Genomic DNA, 18364 nt, shown 5'->3' on the forward strand with positions numbered 1-18364 from the left:
ATGCGGGAGACGATTCCGCGGAAAAAAGGGAACGTCCGGATTCAAAAAACAGACGCAAAACGGAAACACCGTCAAAAAAAGGTGTTCCTGGAAAAAATCCTCTCTAAATCAGAAGGGGGCGTTGAAAACCCGCATGTCCCATACCGTCGTCCGCCAGCGGGTCGGGAGGGACTGGCGCAGGGGGCTTTGCCGTCTGACTTGTCAAAAGAAGAACGTGGGCCAGCTGATGGAAATCCGGCAATACTTGCCAGACGATGCAGGGAAGGGAAACCGGGGAAGAAACGGCCGGAACGACTGGATCGTCAATCTCCAGTTGACCGTGTTCGCACCGATGGTCTGCCGCGGGAATGGAATCCGTGGAGCTGGAATCATGGCGGCCACAGCCGCAATCAACTGCCTTTTCATGGCAGGAACAGGAGAACAGGAAAATCTCCGCATGGCACGAGCACACGGAAACGATGCCCGCTCCGCCGATAATAACCAGCAGAAGGGAAATCAGCATGATGCCGTTGCGCAATGCTCTAACCATTGTACGTGGCGAATCGTAGAAAGGTGCCGTGGAAGCGTCAAGAGCAAAGTGACGGATGGCGGAATCACGGGCGGCAAGAGATAGCAGTGATTCTGTAGAAAAAGAGCAATCGTTCTCTGATTGAACTTGTAATGAAAAATTATACATTGTATTAAAATAACAGTAAAAAGGAATGTTGATTTTCTGTATGGAGAGGCCACAAAGGCCAAGTATCCGTTATCCTTGGCCGGATTCTCTTCTATGGAATAATCTGAATTCCTTTCTGAATTGATTTTGCTCATATAAATATATTGATGATCAAACATCTGTGCATTTAATACATTTGAAAATGGTAAGAGTGCAATCAATAAGGAATTGTCTGAGACCGTAAAAAAGAAAAAGCGGGAACAGGAAAAGTATATGAAAATTCAGAAAGTTTACCAATTAAGAAAATAAATGATATGAAAACAAAAGTAATCATCATCAGCCTGTGTTCTCTTCTGGCATGGAGCATTTGCGCGGCGGAGGATGTAAAAGATATAAGTAAACAGCCTGAAAGAAGGAGCATGCAGGAAGGACCTGTTAAAAAGGCTGTAAAAGTAAGGAATGAGGTTTCGCAACTGCAGCAGGAGCTCAAAAGATTCGTTTCCGCTTACGAAGAAAAGAAAATATCGTTGGAGCAGCTCAGGAATTTCTATGAAAAACGGGTGAAGAGTTTCTGTCTTTATTACCATAAGTTATCCAGGGAGGAACTGGCCGTTCTTCTCGATATACCTTCTAGATTTTCTATGAATACAGGTTTCTTATGGGATATGAGAGTCGGGTTGAATGATTTGACACAAATATTCATAGATGAAGACCAGGGCGACGGATATGTTTGGGGCAATAAATCCTACACGGGGCCGAAAGAGGTGGTGGCGTTAAAAGTGTTTTCCGACGGGATGGATAATTTCCTGGAATGGATGGAAATATTCAAAGACAGCATGGATGGCGCATAATTGGGACAGTTCCACTTACCTCTTGGATTAAATGAAAGTTGCAAGATCTTCGGATTTATGGATAAGGTCTTCGGGCTTGGGCCTGCCTCTTGAGAAAATAAACGGTATGAAAACAAAAGTAATCATCATCAGCCTGTGTCCTTTGCTGGCATGGAGCATTTGCGCAGCGGCTGAGGTAGAAGATATGGGAAAACAGCCTGAAATAAGGAGCATGCAGGAAGGACCTGTTAAAAAGGCTGTAAGATTAAGGAGTGAGGTTTCGCAACTTCAGCAGGAGCTCAAAAGATTCGTTTCCGCTTACGAAGAAAAGAAAATATCGTTGGAGCAGCTCAGGAATTTCTATGAAAAACGGGTGAAGAGTTTCTGTCTTTATTACCACAAATTGTCTCGAGAGGAGCTATCCGTTATTTTTGATATAAATCTTATATTTTTTAAAAAGGTAGGTTTTTGTGCGGATATGAGAATCAGGTTGAATGATCTGACAGAAATATTTCTCAGTGAAGACCAGGGAGATTCCATTCCGTTTACAGGACGCAATAATTCATATACGGGACCAAAGGAAGTGGTGGCGCTGAAGGTGCTTTCGGATGGGATGGATGATTTTCTGGAATGGATAAAAAATTTAACTGATTATGAAGAAATGCAATGAATAAACGGGAGAGACTCCGTTGCTTAATGAAATATTCCTCAGCTATTTTAATGCAGATCATTTATGATTAAAAAAGTGGTTCGTACAGCCATTATTTATATCGTGTCTTTAGCTGTGTTTGCCTGTGCGTTTGGGCAAGCCAACACCCTTTTGGAAAACTGGAGAGCGGTTCTGTTTTTTCAGCTTCTTGTATTTTTCATTATTAATGAAGTTTGGTATTGGCTGTGCACGTGGCCGGGCATCTTTCTGTCCCTTTTTCAGCAGATAAAAAATAAAAGGGTTCCGGAGCAAAACCGGGAAAAATATGTGAGAGGGTTGAACAGGCTCGTCAGAATGACAAGCATCATTATTCTCTTGGTGCCGCATGTTATTTATGGCACGTTGTGGCTGGTCAATCTCCTGTCGCAGCATGCCTTGCAACGATGGGGAGGGGTGAACCTGGATGCGTCTCTTTTCCTTCCGTCCTACCTCTCATGCATTGTCTTTTTCATTCTGGTTTTTATCTTTCCCATTCAGCCGTATTCCATCAGCCATTTCATGATGGAATGGTTTGAACCGAATCTGGGTAAGGAGAAAGTGGCTGAGGAAAAGGATGATTCAAGAACTTCTTCGTACACTGTGCCGCTGAATGTACGGGCTGAAGAACACGGAGGTCGTTCCATCCTCTTTGACGTCCATTACGGAAAGATAATGAAGGAGATGGAGGCCGGTGAGGAACTTCTGGCCATGGCCGCACCTGTTCCCTACGCTTTTAACAGGCAGACCCGTATGGAATTCATAATAGGCGTGCCGTTTATTTTTGCATCTGCATGGGTGGCATCCATGCTTTTCAAGGTCGTTTCCCAGTCTGGTGTCTCGCTCATTTTCTGGGCGCTCTTCGTGATGCTTCTTGTCTTTTTCTCGGTAGGGTGTTTGTTGGTCTTTTCTCCGGCCCGGTGGAAAAAGAGGCTTTCCCGGACTGATTATTTTATCACTTCCAGACGTGTTTTTCTGGCGGAGGGAAATGATTTACGCCAGTTTTTCTGGAAAGATGAACCGTATGTTTCCTTGCAGATGCACCATGAATTGCTGGGAAGCGTCTATATTTCACGCAGAACCCGTATTAATGCCTGTCTGGATAAATTGTTTGGCAAAGGAAAGGTCAATGCCTATGAGACGGATGAAACGGGGAAAATGAACGGATTGCTAAACATTCCGCAGGCAGAAAAAGTATATGCGATGATTGAATCCCTCATGGAGCATTCAAAAGAGCCATGAATATCTGTTTTAAGAAGGGGCTATCATTTGGCCGGAATTCTCAGCAGTGATCTTTTTATTTTTCCCCGTCCTGTTGATCGTAGTTATGCCATCTTTTTAGGGGGGAGCAGGAAGTGAGTTTTGTCATTAAAACAAGCTCTGGGAACAGTTTTCTTTCCCAATCCGCCCCATTTTCACACATCCTGTCCAGTCCTGGATTTATTGCCTGAGCCTGAAATGGCGTAGAAACCGTACAGTCGGGAAGGCATGGCTGCCGCCGGCCGGGTGTGCGGGTAGGAAATTCCTTTCTACACTGGTTATTTCACCGCCGCCTTGCGGAGCAGGTCCACGGTGCGCTCAAAAGCCATGCCGCGGACGTCGATGATCTGAGAATGCTTCGCTACGGCTCCCATGATTTCTTCCTTGAACTTTCCGGCGCTCTTCTCCGTGAGCAATTCTTTGGAAATCAGGTTGCGCGTAATGACTTGGAGGACATAGTCTGTTTCCACAAAAGCCTGACGGCCGACTGCGGTTTTCATGGCCTCCATGAATTCGGAAGCGTGTTCGGGGGAGGTGGTGGAGACCACCTTTTCATAGGCTTCCGTAAAAGTATCAAGTGGAGCTTTGGAAACTTTCGTTTTGGTCAGTTTAAAGCTGCCCTGGTAGGCTGCTGCCCCTTCTTCTGCAAGTTGAAGAGCGGTTTTTCCGAATTTGTTGACGGCGTTCATGTCCGCTCCTTTTTCCAGCAGAAGGGCCGCTACCTGGATATTGCCCCGCATGGCCGCCAGCATCAGGGGCGTGAAGCCGTTGTCCTCCTTGTTGTTGATGTCCGCCTTTTTCTCAATCAGCATTTCGGACAGTCGGTCCAGCCCGCTCCAGGAGGCCCAGTGCAGTGCGGTCCATCCATCCTTGTCCTTCTGGTCGATCTTCAGGCGGGGATCCTGCAAAAGCCTTCCCAGATAAGGGGCCCGCTTGGCTTCCAGCTTGAGCGTTGTTTCAATATTATTGTAATTGGCGTAGCACACCCACATGACGGGTGTTCTGCCATGCGGGTCCGTCATGTTGACAAAGGCTTTCCCCTGTTTTTCAGCCAGCTTTTCCCCTTTTTCCAGATTCTGTTCAAATTCCTGCATGCCCTTTTCCCGGGCTTCCCGCTCCTCCTTTTCCGTGGAGGCATTCACTTCCTTGGCCTCTGCCTTTTTCATGACGGTGATGAGGTCCAGGGCCGGATTGTCTTCCCCCGAAAAGGATTTGGAAATCAGCAGGCTGAGGCCGCCGAGGACGGAACTGAAGGCCACCAGGACGAGGGTGTCCAAAATGATGTTGCGCGTGTGTTGGGTCATCGTCTCGTTCTGTCAGGAGTTGGCTTCCGTAAGTTCTTCCGCTGTCACGGCCGGGTCCGTTTCTGCCGTAATGGCTTCAATGGGTGGAGAGTCCGCGTCTTCTTCCGGGTGGTCGGAAGTGATGGTCTTGCGGGTCATAATGATGGCAATGGGACTAATGACGGCCAGGGCGAGGTAAATGGTCCACATGAATTCGGGGGAGGACCAGAAGCCGATGTGCCCGGTGTCCATCTTGGCGCAGATGCCGTCATAGCAGAGGTAGGCTACGAGCAGGCCGCCGATGATCCCGTTGATGGGCTTGGCGATGAACATGGGCAGGGCGGCCAGGGACATATAGGAGGCTACCTTGTCCTTGGGAGCTACGCGTGCCACATATTCGGAAAAACGGGGGGAGAACAGCAATTCGCCGAATGCAAAGACCAGGATCTGGGCCACGATGGCCACCAGATACGCCTGGGAGCGTGTTTCAATTCCGGGAACCACATAGTACCATTCAATGGGAATAGCCATGAAAACAAGGGAAAACGCGGAGATGGACATGCCCACGATCATCAGGCTGACGGTGGAGAAGCGTCCCAGCAGGGGAATGAGAAGAATGAGGCCTGAAACGATGATGGCCGGGTTGATGGCATTGATGGTGCCGATGGCGAAATCATCGTAAAGCGTGCGCACATAATACTTGGGCATGACCAGGAATTGCAGCGTGAAGACGATGCGCACGCCCATGGTGAGGACGAGGAACAGGATCAGCTTGCGGAAGGCGGATTCCTTCCAGACCTCCCTGAAAAGCTGAAGGGGGCGGCGCTGCGGGGCGTTGAGGTTTGCCTCCTTTTCGCTTGGCTCCGCGAAATTGTTTTCATCAATGAAACGGGTGGTGATGCAGCCCAGCAGCACCATCAGCGTGCCGAAGTTAATGATCCAGAAGCCGCTGTCCACGGCCCCGAAGTGTTTCCGGAAAAATTCGATCAGGAAGACATTCGCGACGACGGCGGAAATGTTCATCAGCAGATAATAGATATTGAACCCCGTGGAACGCGCATTCAGCGGGGAAAAGCGCCGGATGGAAGTCTGAATGACGGGAGACATGAACGCCGTGCCGAACGACATGATCAGGATGCCCGTCATGACGGCCAGGCGTCCGCTCTCCACCGTGGGGCAGATATCCGGGCCCAGCCCCATGATGAGGCGTCCGGTGATGAGGATGATGAAGCCGATCAGGTAGGCGCGCCGGATGCCGATGATGTCACAGATGGAACCCACTGCAAACACGAATGCGGAAATGAACAGGGTGTACAGTCCCACCCACAGGGCCGCGTCCGCATCGTTGAAGCTGCAATAATCCGTCAAGTAAAGGACGAACACCGTGATCATGGAGAAATAGGCCATGCCGTCAAAAAACTGGACGACGTTCGTGAGCCAGAAATCTTTGGAAACGGTTTTTAGTATCTTGAACTCGGAAAAATATTTAACGATGGGGTTGGCGGATTCATTCATGCGGAAATAGGGAGGAAAAGTGAAATTTAACGACGGTGAAAGAGTGGGTTACACGCCCTGCCGATTCAAGATTTTTTTCTCCCAAAAGCCGGATTATCCGGTAAAATGCAGAATAACGCCGCCCCCTGCCGCCTACCTGGGCAGGATGCGCCGGAACCCGGCCACATGGCACCAGGTGAGTGCCTTCAGGCACTGTTCAATGGCCATGGCGTCCGAAGGGAGCTGGGGCCAGAGTCCGGCTTCCTTGAGCCCGGATTTGGCTATTTCCGCAGCTTTCCATTCACGGAACTGGGTGGGAATGGCGGAAAAGGTGAAGAAAGCCCAGCACGCCAGGCCTATGGCCAGGGCAATCTGGAATTTCAGCAGGCCTGCCGCTATCATGCCCAGCAGGACCAGGCCGGTGAAAAAGGGAATCATCGTGGCGCGTGCGATTGCCGTTTTGCGGGCTTTTGCCGCTTCCGCGTTTTCCTTGACCAGGCGGCTTAGAGCCCAGGTGTGGGCTACACAGGCCATCCGGCCCGCGGTCACCTTGCCCTCCCAGGCGGGGGGCAGGCTGATCAGACCGTTTTCATCCACGCCGGGTGTGCGGGCTTCCGCCAGTTTCCTCCGGCGTTTTTCGGCGCCGTCCAAACGGCGGATCAGTCCCGCGGGACCGGGAAATCCCGGCAGTTCTCGGGATTCATAGGTACGCAGCGGAATGACGCCCTTGGTGAAGCGCAGCGCTGCAATGACGCCAAGCACCACCAGGGAAAGGAAAATCACTACTGCGAAAAGCATAGGGTGATCTTTCTCATATCCCGCTTTTCCCGTCAATCTCCGCTCACGGCATCGGTCATGCCCGGTACAGGCTGGATTTGGATTGCTTTTGCGGAACTTTTCGTGTAATTGCTGACCGCAATGGCATACCTCCGGGAATGTATGGGGAAATGGCTGCCCTTCGTTGTGATGGCGGCGGCGCTGGAGGTGTGCCCGGCCCAGGATGTGGCCAGTCCGGATGCCGCGGAACTGGACCTGGATCTGGTCAAATTGAAAAAGGGGCCCAAGGGCAGGCAGAGGGAAGCCATCCGGAAGGTTCTTTTGCTCGTGTACCTGAAGCAGAAGGAAGCATGGCTGGCGGAATCCGCGGAAGATCCCTCCGCCCACCTGGCCGCGGAAATAGCCTTCCGGCGTTATCTTTCCTCCGTGGATGTAGCTGCGTGCCCGGAGGAATTCCAGCGCGCTTTCCGCCGTTATGCAGGTCTTCTGAACTCCTTTGAGGAAAAGAGCCTGAAGAGTGTCAAGGACTTTCCGGCCGTTACCGTGCAGGAGGCCGGCAGAGAACTGTTCCGCGTATTGCTCAACTACCGTCTGGAACCGAACCTCCTTCTGGAGGAAATGAAAGCCCTGGTAGATGAGGAAATTGAAGGGAAGGAAGACCTGTCCGTGGAGCGGATGACGGCCATCGTTCAGGAATTGAGGGAATCCCTGCAGGCCGGAAAGCGCCCGTTTCCGGAAGAACGCTCCGCCGATGAGCTGGTGCCGGAGAATTAAGTGTCTCCGGTTCAGTCAGCCTTCTAGGCTTCAGAAAACATCTTTGCAAGCATTGTCAAACGCCTCTTCATTAATATTTTTCAAGGTTGATTTTACTTTTTCATTGGCGCCCATGGATTTCAGAAGAAACTTGAGAACAAATTCATATTCAAATGAATCCAGCTCATGAATGTTTGTAAGAGAGGGCAGCGGCGTCTCATGGCTGCCGAGCGCCGTCCGGTAGCGTCGGTAAAAGTCAGTTTTCTTTTCTGCTTCTGTTAAAGGAAAGATATTCAACCGGTCCAGAGCGTAGAGGAGATAAAGGGCATCGGAATTATTGGCATCCGCCGCCTGCCGGAAGAGGGCGAGGGCTCTTTGCTCGTCTGGTACAATGTTGTAATTGTTGAATGATGAATAAATGCAGCCCAATTCCCAAAGAGCGGGTCCGTAAGACTGCCCGGCGGCTTTAGTCAAATAGCTGAAAAGCTCCTCCTCCGAAAGATCAACATTATAATACACGTCCATTTGAACTGCCGGGTTCCCTCCCGTGTCGGCCGCTTTTTTCAGCCAGAACTCATAATCTTCAGAGAGGAGGCTCTCTTTGTCCATGAAGATATCCTTCGCCATCTGGACCATGGCCGGCACATGCCCTCCCTGCGCCGCTTTCTGCAGAAGATTCTCTCTCTGACCAAACCGCAGGGATGGAGATAACTCCATGTATTGCCGGTACAGTTCCTCAGGGGAGGGTTCCCTCGGGGAGGCTATCCAGTAAACACCCAGCGAGGCTGCGAGAACACAGCCGGAAATGATTAGCGCGGATTTGACTTTCATGGTTGATGAGCGTTTATCCTCCGGGATTTTGTCTTCAGTCAGACGAATCAGCTGTTATTTTCTCCAAATGGGTCCTCCTCAGGCAGCAGGAAATCCGGTTCCGGGAGAGCTTTGACTTTTTCGTTAGCCGGGAGGTAGGTCCTTAGGAGATCATACGCCTGAGAGCTTTCTGTCACGTCTTCCGGATAGTCAAGCGATGGGGAAATTTGATGCTCCGCCTGTTTTACGTCTTTCTGATAGCGTTGGGTTATTTGAGCAATTTCCGCTTCCGGAAGAATCTGGAGCCGGGCCAGGAGATACATCAGGCAACGGGCATCCGGTTCTTTGGCTTCGGCGGCGCGCCGATAACATTCGATCGCTTTTCTCTCATTTCTGGCAATATAATGTCTTGGACTTCCCTCGGCGTAGAGGAGACCGAGGGCCAGGAGAGCCGGGCCATGATTTTGTTCAGCTGCCCTGGACAGGTAGGCAAGGCCTTCTAAGTCGCTCATGTCGCATTCGCGGAAGGCTTCATATTGCGCTTCCGGGTCTCCCATGTTCGCTGCCTTCCTTATCCAGAAATCATATTCATTTCCTATCGTGCCTTTGGGAGTTCCTCCTTCACGCGCTTCTGCGGCCATTTGGCGAACTGCGGGAAGATAGCCTCCGTGGGCTGCCTTGGCCAGTAGCGTTTGCCGCTTTCCGGTTCTTTCCGCAGGGGAGAGCTCCATGTATTGGGCATACAGTTCTTCAGTGGAATGCTCTACAGGCTGCTTGTCCGCTTTATCACGGGAGAAACTGCACGACGGATGAATAAAGCAAAAGACGGCAACAGCTGCAAGAATGAAGGAAAGAATAAATGCGGCAGTGAAGGCACAAACGTATTTAATAAAGCTCATGAGGATGAAGTTGGATGTCTCTATATGTTAGAGATTAACTAAAAATAATGGAAGGTCAATTTATTTTATCGTTTCCAGGCAGCGGCCATCAGGGTCTGGAAATGGGGCGGTTCCGGCTCCCTGTCCACGATGTCCGTGTGGATGTTCCCGAATCCCGCTTCCTTCAGCATGCTCTCCAGGGCGGCGGGGGTGAAGCCCAGCCAGCGGTCCGCATACAGTTCCCGTGCCTCCTCCTGGCCGTGCTGGAGCAGGTCAAGAACGACCAGGCACCCGCCCGGTTTCAGGATGTTCCAGGCGGCTTCCAGCGCTTTGGCGGGTTTTTGCGCATGGTGCAGGGCTTGGCTGAGCAGGGCCAGATCCACCGTTCCGGGTTCAATGGGGGGAGATTCAATGTCTCCCAGGCGGTATTCCAGATTGTCCAGGCCGTGCTTGCGGGCCAGTTCCTGCCCCAGTTCCACCATGCTCGGGGAATTGTCCACCGCAATGACCCTTTTGGCGCTGGGGGAAATGAGCTGGGAGACGAAGCCTTCTCCAGCCCCCAGATCGGCTACTACGTCGTAATTCAGGATGCGGAGCAGCGCTCCGGCCAGCGCCTTCCATGAACGGCCTGGGGCGTAATTCTTTCCCAGGCGGCACACCACTTCGTCAAAATAGGCCTGCGTACGGTTTCTGCGCTTGTCCAGAATAACCTGGAGAGCCTTTTTGTCCGCCTCCGCCTCCGGCAGTTCCTCACAGGCCTTCATCGCTACGTTGTGCAGGTCGTCGGCCAGGGAGAGCGTGTAAAAAACGTTCTTGCCGGAGCGCGTGTCTTCCACCAGCTCTTCCTGCCGCAACTGGGCGAGCTGGGTGGAAATGCGGCTCTGCCCCATGCCGAGAATTTCCTGAAGTTCCGCAACGCTCAGGGATTCTTCATCCAGAACGTTGATGATGCGCAGGCGGGTGGGGTCCGTCAGGAGTTTTAGCGTTTTTAGGATTGACTTCATGGCAGAATAATATATCAACGCATCACGATTTATCGATATGAGTAAAAACAACCCTCACATCTTCACCTCGGAATCCGTAGGAGAAGGCCACCCGGACAAAGTGGCCGACTACATTTCCGACTCTATTTTAGACGCCTGCCTGGCTCAAGACAAAACTAGCCGCGTTGCGTGCGAAACCTTGGTGAAAAGCAACATGGTCATCATTGCCGGGGAACTGACGACCAAGGCGGTCATCAATCCGGAAAAAATCGCCCGCCAGGCCATCCGGGAGATCGGCTACTGCAACGGGCAGGATGACGACGTGTTCCATGCGGACACCGTCTTTTTCACGAACCTTCTTACGGAACAGTCCCCGGACATTGCACAGGGCGTGGACGCCCGCGAGGCGGAGGGCAAGGGCCATGCGGAACAGGGCGCGGGGGACCAGGGCATCATGTTTGGCTTCGCCACGAACGAAACTCCGGAACTTCTTCCGGCCCCGATCGTGTTCGCCCACAGAATTCTTATTGAACTGGCCAAACGCCGCAAGCGGGGCCATGTGGACTGGCTGCGTCCGGACTGCAAGTCCCAGGTGGCCGTGGCCTACGGCGAGGACGGGCGCCCGGCCCATATTGAAAACGTGGTCATTTCCACCCAGCATACGGAGGACGTAAGCCATGAAACGATCTCCGACTACTGCAAAAAGCTGGTCAAAAGCGTCCTGCCTGAAGAACTGCTGGATGAAAAGACGGAATACTTCATCAACCCCACCGGCAAATTCGTGGTAGGCGGCCCCCATGGGGATTCCGGCCTGACAGGGCGCAAGATCATTGTGGACACGTACGGGGGAATGGGGCGTCACGGCGGCGGCGCCTTCTCCGGCAAGGACCCGTCCAAGGTGGACCGCTCCGCCGCGTACATGTGCCGCTGGGTGGCCAAGCACATCGTGGCCGCCGGACTGGCGGACAAATGCGAGCTTCAGGTGGCCTACGCCATCGGCTACCCCACACCGGTATCCATCCGCGTGGACACCTTCGGCACCGGAAAAGTGGAGGAAAACGTTATTGAAGACGCGCTGGAAGGCATCTTCTCCTTCAAACCCGCGGACATGGTCACCCAGCTGGACCTGCTGCGGCCCATCTACCGCCAGACGACCCATTACGGGCACTTCACCAAGCCGGACCTCCCCTGGGAGACGCTGGACGAAGCGCGTCTTGCGTCCCTGAAAAACCTCCTCCATTAAACCATCACCACACTGACCACATGTTTTCAGAAACGGAACACTACAAGGTGCGCGACATCAGCCTTGCCGACTTCGGACGCAAGGAACTGGACATTGCCGAACATGAAATGCCCGGCCTGATGGCCGTGCGTGAAAAATACGCCGCTTCCCGGCCTCTGGACGGAGTGCGCATCATGGGCTCCCTGCACATGACCGTGCAGACCGCCGTACTCATTGAAACGCTGACGGCCCTGGGCGCTTCCGTCCGGTGGGCAAGCTGCAACATCTTCTCCACCCAGGACCATGCCGCCGCCGCCATCGCCGAATCCGGCACGCCCGTTTTTGCCTGGAAAGGGGAGACCCTCAAGGAATACTGGGACTGTACCTGGAAGGCCATGAACTTCCCCGGCGACCTGGGACCGCAGTTGATTGTGGACGACGGTGGGGACGCCACGCTGCTCATTCACCGCGGTTATGAAATGGAAAACGGCAGTGACTGGGTGAACACCCCGTCCGAATCCGAGGAAGAACAGGTCATCAAGGACCTGCTGAAAAAAATCTCCGCAGAAACGCCGGGCATCTTCCACCGCTGGCTGCCGGAACTCAAGGGCGTTTCCGAGGAAACGACCACAGGCGTGCACCGCCTGTACCAGATGCAGGCTGCCGGCAGGCTTCTGATTCCCGCCATCAACGTGAACGACTCCGTCACCAAATCCAAATTCGACAACCTGTACGGCTGCCGCGAATCCCTGGTGGACGGTATCAAGCGCGCCACGGACGTAATGATTGCGGGCAAGGTGGCCGTGGTCTGCGGCTACGGAGACGTGGGGAAGGGCTGCGCGCAATCCCTGCGCGGCATGGGCGCCCAGGTGGTAGTGACGGAAGTCGATCCCATCTGCGCCCTTCAGGCCGCCATGGAGGGCTACCGCGTGCTGACGGTGGAGGACACGCTGGGCTGGGCGGACATTTACGTGACCACCACGGGCAACTGCAACATCATCCGCATTGAACACATGGAAAAAATGAAGGACCAGGCCATTGTGTGCAACATAGGCCACTTCGACAATGAAATCCAGGTGCACAAGCTCCAGACCTACCCCGGCATCAGGCACCTCAACATCAAGCCGCAGGTGGACCGTTACACGTTCCCGTCCGGCAACAGCCTGTACCTGCTGGCGGAAGGGCGCCTGGTCAACCTGGGCTGCGCTACGGGCCATCCCAGCTTCGTGATGTCCAACAGCTTCGCCAACCAGGTGCTGGCCCAGCTTGAACTGTGGAACACCCGTGAAAATCGTTCGGTGGGCGTCGAAGTGCTGCCCAAGGTACTGGACGAGGAAGTCGCCCGCCTGCACCTGGGCAAGATCGGTTGCAAGCTCACCGTCCTTAGTCCGGAACAGGCGGACTACATCGGCGTTCCGGTGGAAGGCCCCTACAAGCCGGACTTCTACCGATATTAGAACAGGACGGGGAAAACGGCCGTCCGTATTTCTCCTTTCATGGCCGCAGCCCCTTGTTGGCGGCTGCGGCAGTTTTATTTTCAGTAATGCCGCAAGAGGGGAATCCTTTTCCGCCACTGCTTTTGCCTTCCCGTGTGGTGGGGGATAAAAAATCTCCCGCCGCGTCTCCATATCCCGGGTATTATGGGAAGGGGTGCACCGTTTTCGGCATGATTCTGATAAAATTTGTTACCGTAACAATGATGCGCCTCATTTAGTGCCTGTCCAGACGGACCTTGATGGAAGCCTGTCCGGTTTTCAAGTCCTGCGTGCGTGCCCATGCACAAATGCGCCAGGCATTTGAATGAGGATCGAAGTTGATGGGAACCCGTACTGTTCCCTTCTCATCCGTATAAAGTGTGCTGCACCATTTGACACACCCGGGAGACCGGAGCGTGCCGTGGAACGGCAGCCCGGTTTGAAGAAAAGCTTTGTTGGAAACGGCATGCCGCCATGCCTCGGAGATTTTTGAAAACGATGCCGCATATGCGTCAAACTGCTCCAGGTTATGGGCTGAGCCCCATGAATGCTCGAAGTAGGGACCGGGGATGGCGGGCGTATCCGGAGTGAGAAAATGATATTCGTGTTTGATCAGGTAAGGATGTTGATCCGGATCTGACAGGCTGTGGTCAACATGTTTATGGTCGTTCATGGATGGCAGTAAAAAATCATTGCTGCATGCTTTCAGAATGGTATTCGGTTTTCGCCAGATGAACTGTGTGAACATGGAATTGTGAAGAGGGGAATGGAGATGCAGGGAATTGTCATAGGCACTCAGGGTCACCCGGCTGTTTTTGACGGGATTTCCGCATTTGTCGCGTACGGTCACAAGGGCTGCAGCGTTTCGGCTGTTTGCCTTGTCTGGGAACTCCATGGAAAGTGCCACATTCAATTCTTTTCCGGTGTGGGGCACCGATAGCTCAACCGCGTGTTCGGCGGAAAATTTCCCTTCCAGAGTGAAAGCCTGAATTCCCAGATTGGGCATGTCCCCCGTTGTGACGGGGACCTTGACGACTTTTTGCTGTCCTTTCACATGCAATATCTCATAGCTTTCTGTTTCCCATCCACCTCTCAGTACAAGGCACACCCGGGTATCCGGTTTCCGTGTTGTAATCAGCAGGCGCGCCGTGTCTCCCGGACGGTAGAATGCCTTGTCGGGAATCAGCCTGATGTCTTCATAATCCAAAAGCTCATGTTTTCCAGGCCCGGAGCATGACAAATAAGTATTTTTCTCCACTGTGCGCCCCTCTTTGTCTTTCAGTACGGCCTGCAGGATATACTGGCCCGGGCTGGGCGGAATGAACGAAAAAACCGCCTGTCCCCGTTCATCCGTCGCAACGGGAAAATCCTCAATGGTTTTCTTTGCTGTGGGAACAGGGCGGTTCTCCTTCATGCCCATCTGCTGATGAATGATTTTCAAATGCCCCTGCGCTCCGGGTACTCTGTTTCCGTAAGCATCGGCAGCAACGACGGTTCCTTTGAAAACACGCCCGGATTCGGCAAACAGCCGTTCTCCCGTGAAGAAAATGCGGAAAGGCCGGGAGGACTTGACAATGAATTTGGTTGTAGAAGACGGGAGGGCGTTTCCCTCCGTTTCCATGGATGCGGTTATTTGATAGCAAAGATCTCCGTCCGGCCTTCCCTCTGCATCCGGGTTCGGATGGAAAGTGAACTCCGCACGTCCCTCTGCATCCGGTAGCAGCGTATCCTGAAAGACAGGATCATTGTTCAATGGAGCTGGGACGTATTCATAAGGGTTGCTGAACAGATTTTCCAAAGCGGCGGGAAGCGGTTTCCACTCCCGTTCCCTGGGGATGGTGAACTCCCGGACGGCGACTTTTATCCGGGAATTCGAGGAAGGAACGTTCACCTGAACATGAATGGGAGACATCATTTCTGCCGGGTCCGCCTGCACAGTCACCATGGGTGGCGGTACAGACTCCGGTTCCACTATCTGAAATTCCGCGGCGGTTTCCCATGAAAACCTGTCGTCCTCATTCTCAAACCATTCCGGGGGAGTTTTTCTGGGAGGGGGCTCCAGGGAGACCAGGATATGGCAGGCTCCGGCCGGAACAGTGAGAGGGAGGCGAAAGTCCAGATCGAACTCGCCGGCTTCATCCGTTGTGACGTTTTTTTCCAGAAGAGTATGTTGTTCCTGTGTGCCGGTTGCAATGCGGACGCGCAGGGAAAGGCCGGCTGTCGTGGATGCGCTGGATTCGTGATTGCCGGCTCTCCAATGGATTCCTTTGACATGTACAGTCTGTTCAGGGAAATAGGCCGGCTGGCTGGTGATGCAAAATGTTTTTGCCCCATGGTTTTTGGGAAGCGTTTCTTCGGGAGGAGTCTCTTCGGAGAGGAAATGGAACGGATCGTTGTCGGAGCTGGGAGACTGCGTATGAAATGGAAGAATCGGGAATGTCCCTTCCCGATTAGTGTCAACCCATCCCATGATCATGCATGTATCGGGCAGAAGGGGCTGCTGGAAGCAATAGCCTTTTGCATTGGTTGTCTCTGTCAGGAGAAGAGGGGAAGCTCCCTGTTTGCAAATGGCCAGATGGATGTTGGCTGAGGGAATGGGATTACCTGTCCGGCTGTCGGAAATATACCACAGGATTCCTGTTTTCAGGGTAATGCTTTGAATGCGTATGCGGTTGAGATGGATCAGAAGGCGGGATTCGCTGGAAGGATGGACGGAAGCCCTGAGGATGTAGGAACCTGGCTGGGCTACAGGTATGAAAAGTGTGGTGGCAAGGTCGCTGTGATCCTCTGGTTTATTGAGTTTCCGCATCAACGGCTCTCCCTGGGTTTCCAAAAAGGGCAGAAAGGAAATGGCTGGCTGTCTGTTTTCCGCAAGGGAGGGACGAAGGCCGATGGCGCGCAAAAATTTTTCCGAGTTATCGAATACGTCAAAAAATGCCTGAAGTTCCTCCTGTGTGGGAGGCGTTTCCTTCCATTCCTGTATTTTTTGACGGATAGCCTGAACCAAATTCAACTGTTCCAGCCGCAGAGTTGCCTGGTCGGCATTCCGGGAAAAAAACGGGAATTCGACGCCTTCTGAAACGGGCGTATAAAGAAAGGAATATAAAAATCCTCCTCTGGGCTGACTGATAGAATCCAGCAGGTTTTGCAAATGACCCAGTAATTGAGCTCCTTCCTCCTCTTTCCTGATGTCAGGAGGAAGCTCTTCCATGTTTTGACGTAACTGCTTTACGGCTTGATCCAGGTTCTTTTGGCGAATGCATTGGAGCACCATGTTGGACATTTGGCTGGCAGTGTGCCGGCAGATTTCCGGAGAGGAAGGGGAGAGATTTTCCCCTGGCATGGCGGAAAGAGCGGCATTCCCCACGGCGGAAAAAAGCAGAAGGAACAGGCAGGACCGTAAAACCGGATTCAGGAGAGTGAATGGCATTCTTCCATGTTAGGAAAAATGCCGATAATGAATCAAGAATATAACGTATTTGAAATAAAAAAGCGCCGGAATTTTCCGGCGCTTGGAAAGAGAGGATTGACAGACCGCCCTGTTACCAGGTGGCGTCAAATTTGGGAATGGGCGTACCCTTTCCTCCGGGACAGTTTTCCGGGACTTTGTAGGTCTTCCGGAGTTCCTGGTAGCGCTTCTTGAGCTGTTCCGCCGTGGTTTTGTAGGCCGGATCGTTAATGACGTTCTTCATCTGCATGGGGTCCTTCTGCATGTCGAAAAGCATCCATTCGTCGCTTGTCCAGATGTAGGAAAGTGTATAGCGGTCCGTCCGGATGCCGTCGTGGCGCGGAGCGTTGTGTTCGCCGGGATTCTCGTAGAAGCAGTAGTAGATGGCATCCCTCCATTGGTCCGGCTTCTTGTTGGTGAAAGCCGTCGGGAGCAGGGAGACGCCCTGGAACGTGTTCATGTTTTCCAGCGTGTCGGCCCCGGCCGCGGAGACGATGGTGGGGGCATAGTCGATGTTCTGCACCATCGTGTTGTTGCGCGTGCCTGCGGGAATCTTTCCGGGCCATTTCATGATGAGCGGCATGCGGAGTGATTCTTCAAAAATCCAGCGCTTGTCGTACATGCCGTGTTCACCCATGTAAAAGCCCTGGTCCCCGCAATAGATGACCAGCGTGTCTTTGGAAATGCCTTCCTTGTCCAGATATTTCATGAGGCGCCCGATGCTGTCGTCCACGGAGAGCAGGCAGCCCAGGTAGTCTTCCATATACGCGTGCCATTTCCATTCCGCAAAGGCTTTCGGATCTTTCAGCTTTCCGGATTTCATGCCGTCCACCAGGGATTTGGTACGCTTGGCGTAATAATCCGTCCAGGTTTTCTTTTCTTCCGGAGTCATGCGGTTCAGTTCCCCCAGATCCCAGCCGTAGCCCGGGGAGACGATGCTCTTGCGCATCTCTTCCGGTACCTGGTCCTTGAGAACCTTGAGGTCGGAATAGATCGCCATGTGTCTGGCGACGGTCTGCTGGTTTTTCTTCAGGAACTCCGGACGGTTGGCGTAATCGTCGTGGAAGTTGGCGGGCGGCGACAGCCTGGAGGTATTCACCTTGCCCAGGTGGCGCAGGGCGGGACACCAGGCGCGGTGGGGTGCCTTGTGGCCCACCACGAGCAGGAAGGGCTTGTCCTTGTCCCGGTTTTCCAGCCACTGGATGGATTTGTCCGTGACCACGTCCGTGGCATAGCCGGGGAAGCGCTTCGTCTGGCGTCCCTTGCCGTTCGGCTTGGGGATGATGAAGTCCGGATTGTAATAACTGCCCTGGCCGGGGAAAATTTCCCAGGTATCAAATCCGGTGGGGTTGGATTCCAAATGCCATTTCCCGAATAGAGCCGTCTGGTAGCCGGCTTTTTGCAGCATCTTCGGGTAGGTGGGCTGGGAGCCGTCAAGCGGCCTTTGGCCGTTAAAGACGAAGCCGTTCATATGGGAATGCCGCCCGGTCAGGATGCAGGCGCGTGACGGGCCGCACAGGGAATTGGCGCAATAGCTGCGGTCAAAGACCATGCCCTGTTTGGCCAGCTTGTTGAAATTGGGCAGGGCAACGGGAGAATCATGCTTGCTGGTGCCCAGCGTCTGGTAGGCATGGTCATCCGTAATGATGAACAGGATGTTCGGTTTTTTATCCTTTCCGGACGCAGTCTGCGCCATCAGGGGAGAAGCCGCCAGCAGCGCCAGTGTTCCGGCGAGGATGGTTTTTAGAGAGCTCATAGTGGTGAAGAATATAGAACGCACACACCATGTCAATGTCATAGGATTCCTTTTG

General features: G+C 53.0%; 15 protein-coding genes. 6 read left to right on the forward strand and 9 right to left on the reverse strand.

Annotated elements, in window-relative coordinates; all coding sequences use genetic code 11:
- Positions 1 to 103: 103 nt before the first annotated feature.
- A complete protein-coding gene (locus V3C19_RS01270) occupies positions 104 to 502 on the reverse strand; it encodes a hypothetical protein (RefSeq protein ID WP_149874812.1) in 399 nt (132 codons plus the stop codon).
- A 467-nt stretch (positions 503 to 969) separates the two neighbouring features.
- Here V3C19_RS01270 and V3C19_RS01275 point away from each other — a divergent pair, with 467 nt between their 5' ends.
- From V3C19_RS01275 to V3C19_RS01285, 3 genes are all read left to right on the forward strand, one after another.
- Entirely contained in the window at positions 970 to 1506 is a 537-nt protein-coding gene (locus V3C19_RS01275) for a hypothetical protein (protein ID WP_149873346.1), read from the forward strand.
- Positions 1507 to 1537: 31 nt separating this feature from the next.
- Positions 1538 to 2155, forward strand: coding sequence for a hypothetical protein (locus V3C19_RS01280; protein ID WP_302388902.1), 618 nt, complete (start codon positions 1538 to 1540; stop codon positions 2153 to 2155).
- 63 nt (positions 2156 to 2218) lie between these two features.
- Entirely contained in the window at positions 2219 to 3412 is a 1194-nt protein-coding gene (locus V3C19_RS01285; protein ID WP_130083656.1) for a hypothetical protein, read from the forward strand.
- A gap of 296 nt (positions 3413 to 3708) precedes the next feature.
- Here V3C19_RS01285 and V3C19_RS01290 read toward each other — a convergent pair whose 3' ends face one another.
- The 3 genes from V3C19_RS01290 to V3C19_RS01300 all read right to left on the reverse strand — a co-directional run bounded on the left by V3C19_RS01290 (position 3709) and on the right by V3C19_RS01300 (position 7005).
- Positions 3709 to 4734: an ankyrin repeat domain-containing protein gene (locus V3C19_RS01290; protein ID WP_130083655.1), complete on the reverse strand. Its 1026-nt coding sequence runs from the start codon at positions 4732 to 4734 to the stop codon at positions 3709 to 3711.
- Positions 4735 to 4746: 12 nt separating this feature from the next.
- Positions 4747 to 6228, reverse strand: coding sequence for an MFS transporter (locus V3C19_RS01295; RefSeq protein ID WP_130083654.1), 1482 nt, complete (start codon positions 6226 to 6228; stop codon positions 4747 to 4749).
- Between the two features lie 132 nt (positions 6229 to 6360).
- Complete coding sequence (locus V3C19_RS01300) at positions 6361 to 7005, reverse strand: hypothetical protein (RefSeq protein ID WP_130083653.1); 645 nt, start codon at positions 7003 to 7005, stop codon at positions 6361 to 6363.
- A gap of 120 nt (positions 7006 to 7125) precedes the next feature.
- Between V3C19_RS01300 and V3C19_RS01305 the strand changes: the two genes are divergently transcribed.
- Positions 7126 to 7758 carry a hypothetical protein gene (locus tag V3C19_RS01305; protein WP_295933270.1) on the forward strand — a complete coding sequence of 211 codons (633 nt, stop codon included), beginning with the start codon at positions 7126 to 7128 and terminating at the stop codon, positions 7756 to 7758.
- Between the two features lie 30 nt (positions 7759 to 7788).
- On the opposite strand, the gene V3C19_RS01310 is transcribed toward V3C19_RS01305, so the two are convergent.
- From V3C19_RS01310 to V3C19_RS01320, 3 genes are all read right to left on the reverse strand, one after another.
- Complete coding sequence (locus V3C19_RS01310) at positions 7789 to 8568, reverse strand: hypothetical protein (RefSeq protein ID WP_295933274.1); 780 nt, start codon at positions 8566 to 8568, stop codon at positions 7789 to 7791.
- Between the two features lie 47 nt (positions 8569 to 8615).
- Positions 8616 to 9446, reverse strand: coding sequence for a hypothetical protein (locus V3C19_RS01315; RefSeq protein WP_295933276.1), 831 nt, complete (start codon positions 9444 to 9446; stop codon positions 8616 to 8618).
- A 65-nt stretch (positions 9447 to 9511) separates the two neighbouring features.
- Positions 9512 to 10429, reverse strand: coding sequence for a metalloregulator ArsR/SmtB family transcription factor (locus V3C19_RS01320; RefSeq protein ID WP_130083649.1), 918 nt, complete (start codon positions 10427 to 10429; stop codon positions 9512 to 9514).
- Between the two features lie 37 nt (positions 10430 to 10466).
- Between V3C19_RS01320 and metK the strand changes: the two genes are divergently transcribed.
- The gene (gene metK, locus V3C19_RS01325) at positions 10467 to 11651 is read left to right on the forward strand and encodes a methionine adenosyltransferase (protein ID WP_130083648.1); all 1185 of its coding nucleotides are present in this window, start codon (positions 10467 to 10469) and stop codon (positions 11649 to 11651) included.
- Between the two features lie 20 nt (positions 11652 to 11671).
- Positions 11672 to 13087, forward strand: coding sequence for an adenosylhomocysteinase (gene ahcY, locus V3C19_RS01330; RefSeq protein ID WP_295933277.1), 1416 nt, complete (start codon positions 11672 to 11674; stop codon positions 13085 to 13087).
- Positions 13088 to 13340: 253 nt separating this feature from the next.
- Here the strand turns inward: ahcY and V3C19_RS01335 are convergent, their stop codons facing one another.
- Both V3C19_RS01335 and V3C19_RS01340 read right to left on the reverse strand, forming a co-directional pair.
- Entirely contained in the window at positions 13341 to 16535 is a 3195-nt protein-coding gene (locus tag V3C19_RS01335) for a hypothetical protein (RefSeq protein ID WP_295933280.1), read from the reverse strand.
- Positions 16536 to 16647: 112 nt separating this feature from the next.
- Positions 16648 to 18309, reverse strand: a complete 1662-nt coding sequence (locus V3C19_RS01340; RefSeq protein WP_295933283.1) for a sulfatase — start codon at positions 18307 to 18309, stop codon at positions 16648 to 16650.
- Positions 18310 to 18364: the final 55 nt, after the last annotated feature.

It is taken from the genome of Akkermansia sp. AE01SA01, assembly GCF_036417395.1.
Taxonomy (GTDB): domain Bacteria; phylum Verrucomicrobiota; class Verrucomicrobiia; order Verrucomicrobiales; family Akkermansiaceae; genus Akkermansia.

What these genes read in the sequence shown, in the direction of transcription:
- V3C19_RS01335 (WP_295933280.1), bottom strand. Translation starts at nt 16,535, where the DNA reads ATGCCATTCACTCTCCTGAATCCGGTTTTACGGTCCTGCCTGTTCCTT.
- V3C19_RS01295 (WP_130083654.1), bottom strand. Translation starts at nt 6,228, where the DNA reads ATGAATGAATCCGCCAACCCCATCGTTAAATATTTTTCCGAGTTCAAG.
- V3C19_RS01275 (WP_149873346.1), top strand. Translation starts at nt 970, where the DNA reads ATGAAAACAAAAGTAATCATCATCAGCCTGTGTTCTCTTCTGGCATGG.
- V3C19_RS01285 (WP_130083656.1), top strand. Translation starts at nt 2,219, where the DNA reads ATGATTAAAAAAGTGGTTCGTACAGCCATTATTTATATCGTGTCTTTA.
- V3C19_RS01320 (WP_130083649.1), bottom strand. Translation starts at nt 10,429, where the DNA reads ATGAAGTCAATCCTAAAAACGCTAAAACTCCTGACGGACCCCACCCGC.
- V3C19_RS01290 (WP_130083655.1), bottom strand. Translation starts at nt 4,734, where the DNA reads ATGACCCAACACACGCGCAACATCATTTTGGACACCCTCGTCCTGGTG.
- V3C19_RS01315 (WP_295933276.1), bottom strand. Translation starts at nt 9,446, where the DNA reads ATGAGCTTTATTAAATACGTTTGTGCCTTCACTGCCGCATTTATTCTT.
- V3C19_RS01280 (WP_302388902.1), top strand. Translation starts at nt 1,538, where the DNA reads ATGAAAGTTGCAAGATCTTCGGATTTATGGATAAGGTCTTCGGGCTTG.
- V3C19_RS01310 (WP_295933274.1), bottom strand. Translation starts at nt 8,568, where the DNA reads ATGAAAGTCAAATCCGCGCTAATCATTTCCGGCTGTGTTCTCGCAGCC.
- V3C19_RS01270 (WP_149874812.1), bottom strand. Translation starts at nt 502, where the DNA reads ATGCTGATTTCCCTTCTGCTGGTTATTATCGGCGGAGCGGGCATCGTT.
- V3C19_RS01305 (WP_295933270.1), top strand. Translation starts at nt 7,126, where the DNA reads ATGGCATACCTCCGGGAATGTATGGGGAAATGGCTGCCCTTCGTTGTG.
- V3C19_RS01300 (WP_130083653.1), bottom strand. Translation starts at nt 7,005, where the DNA reads ATGCTTTTCGCAGTAGTGATTTTCCTTTCCCTGGTGGTGCTTGGCGTC.
- metK (WP_130083648.1), top strand. Translation starts at nt 10,467, where the DNA reads ATGAGTAAAAACAACCCTCACATCTTCACCTCGGAATCCGTAGGAGAA.
- V3C19_RS01340 (WP_295933283.1), bottom strand. Translation starts at nt 18,309, where the DNA reads ATGAGCTCTCTAAAAACCATCCTCGCCGGAACACTGGCGCTGCTGGCG.
- ahcY (WP_295933277.1), top strand. Translation starts at nt 11,672, where the DNA reads ATGTTTTCAGAAACGGAACACTACAAGGTGCGCGACATCAGCCTTGCC.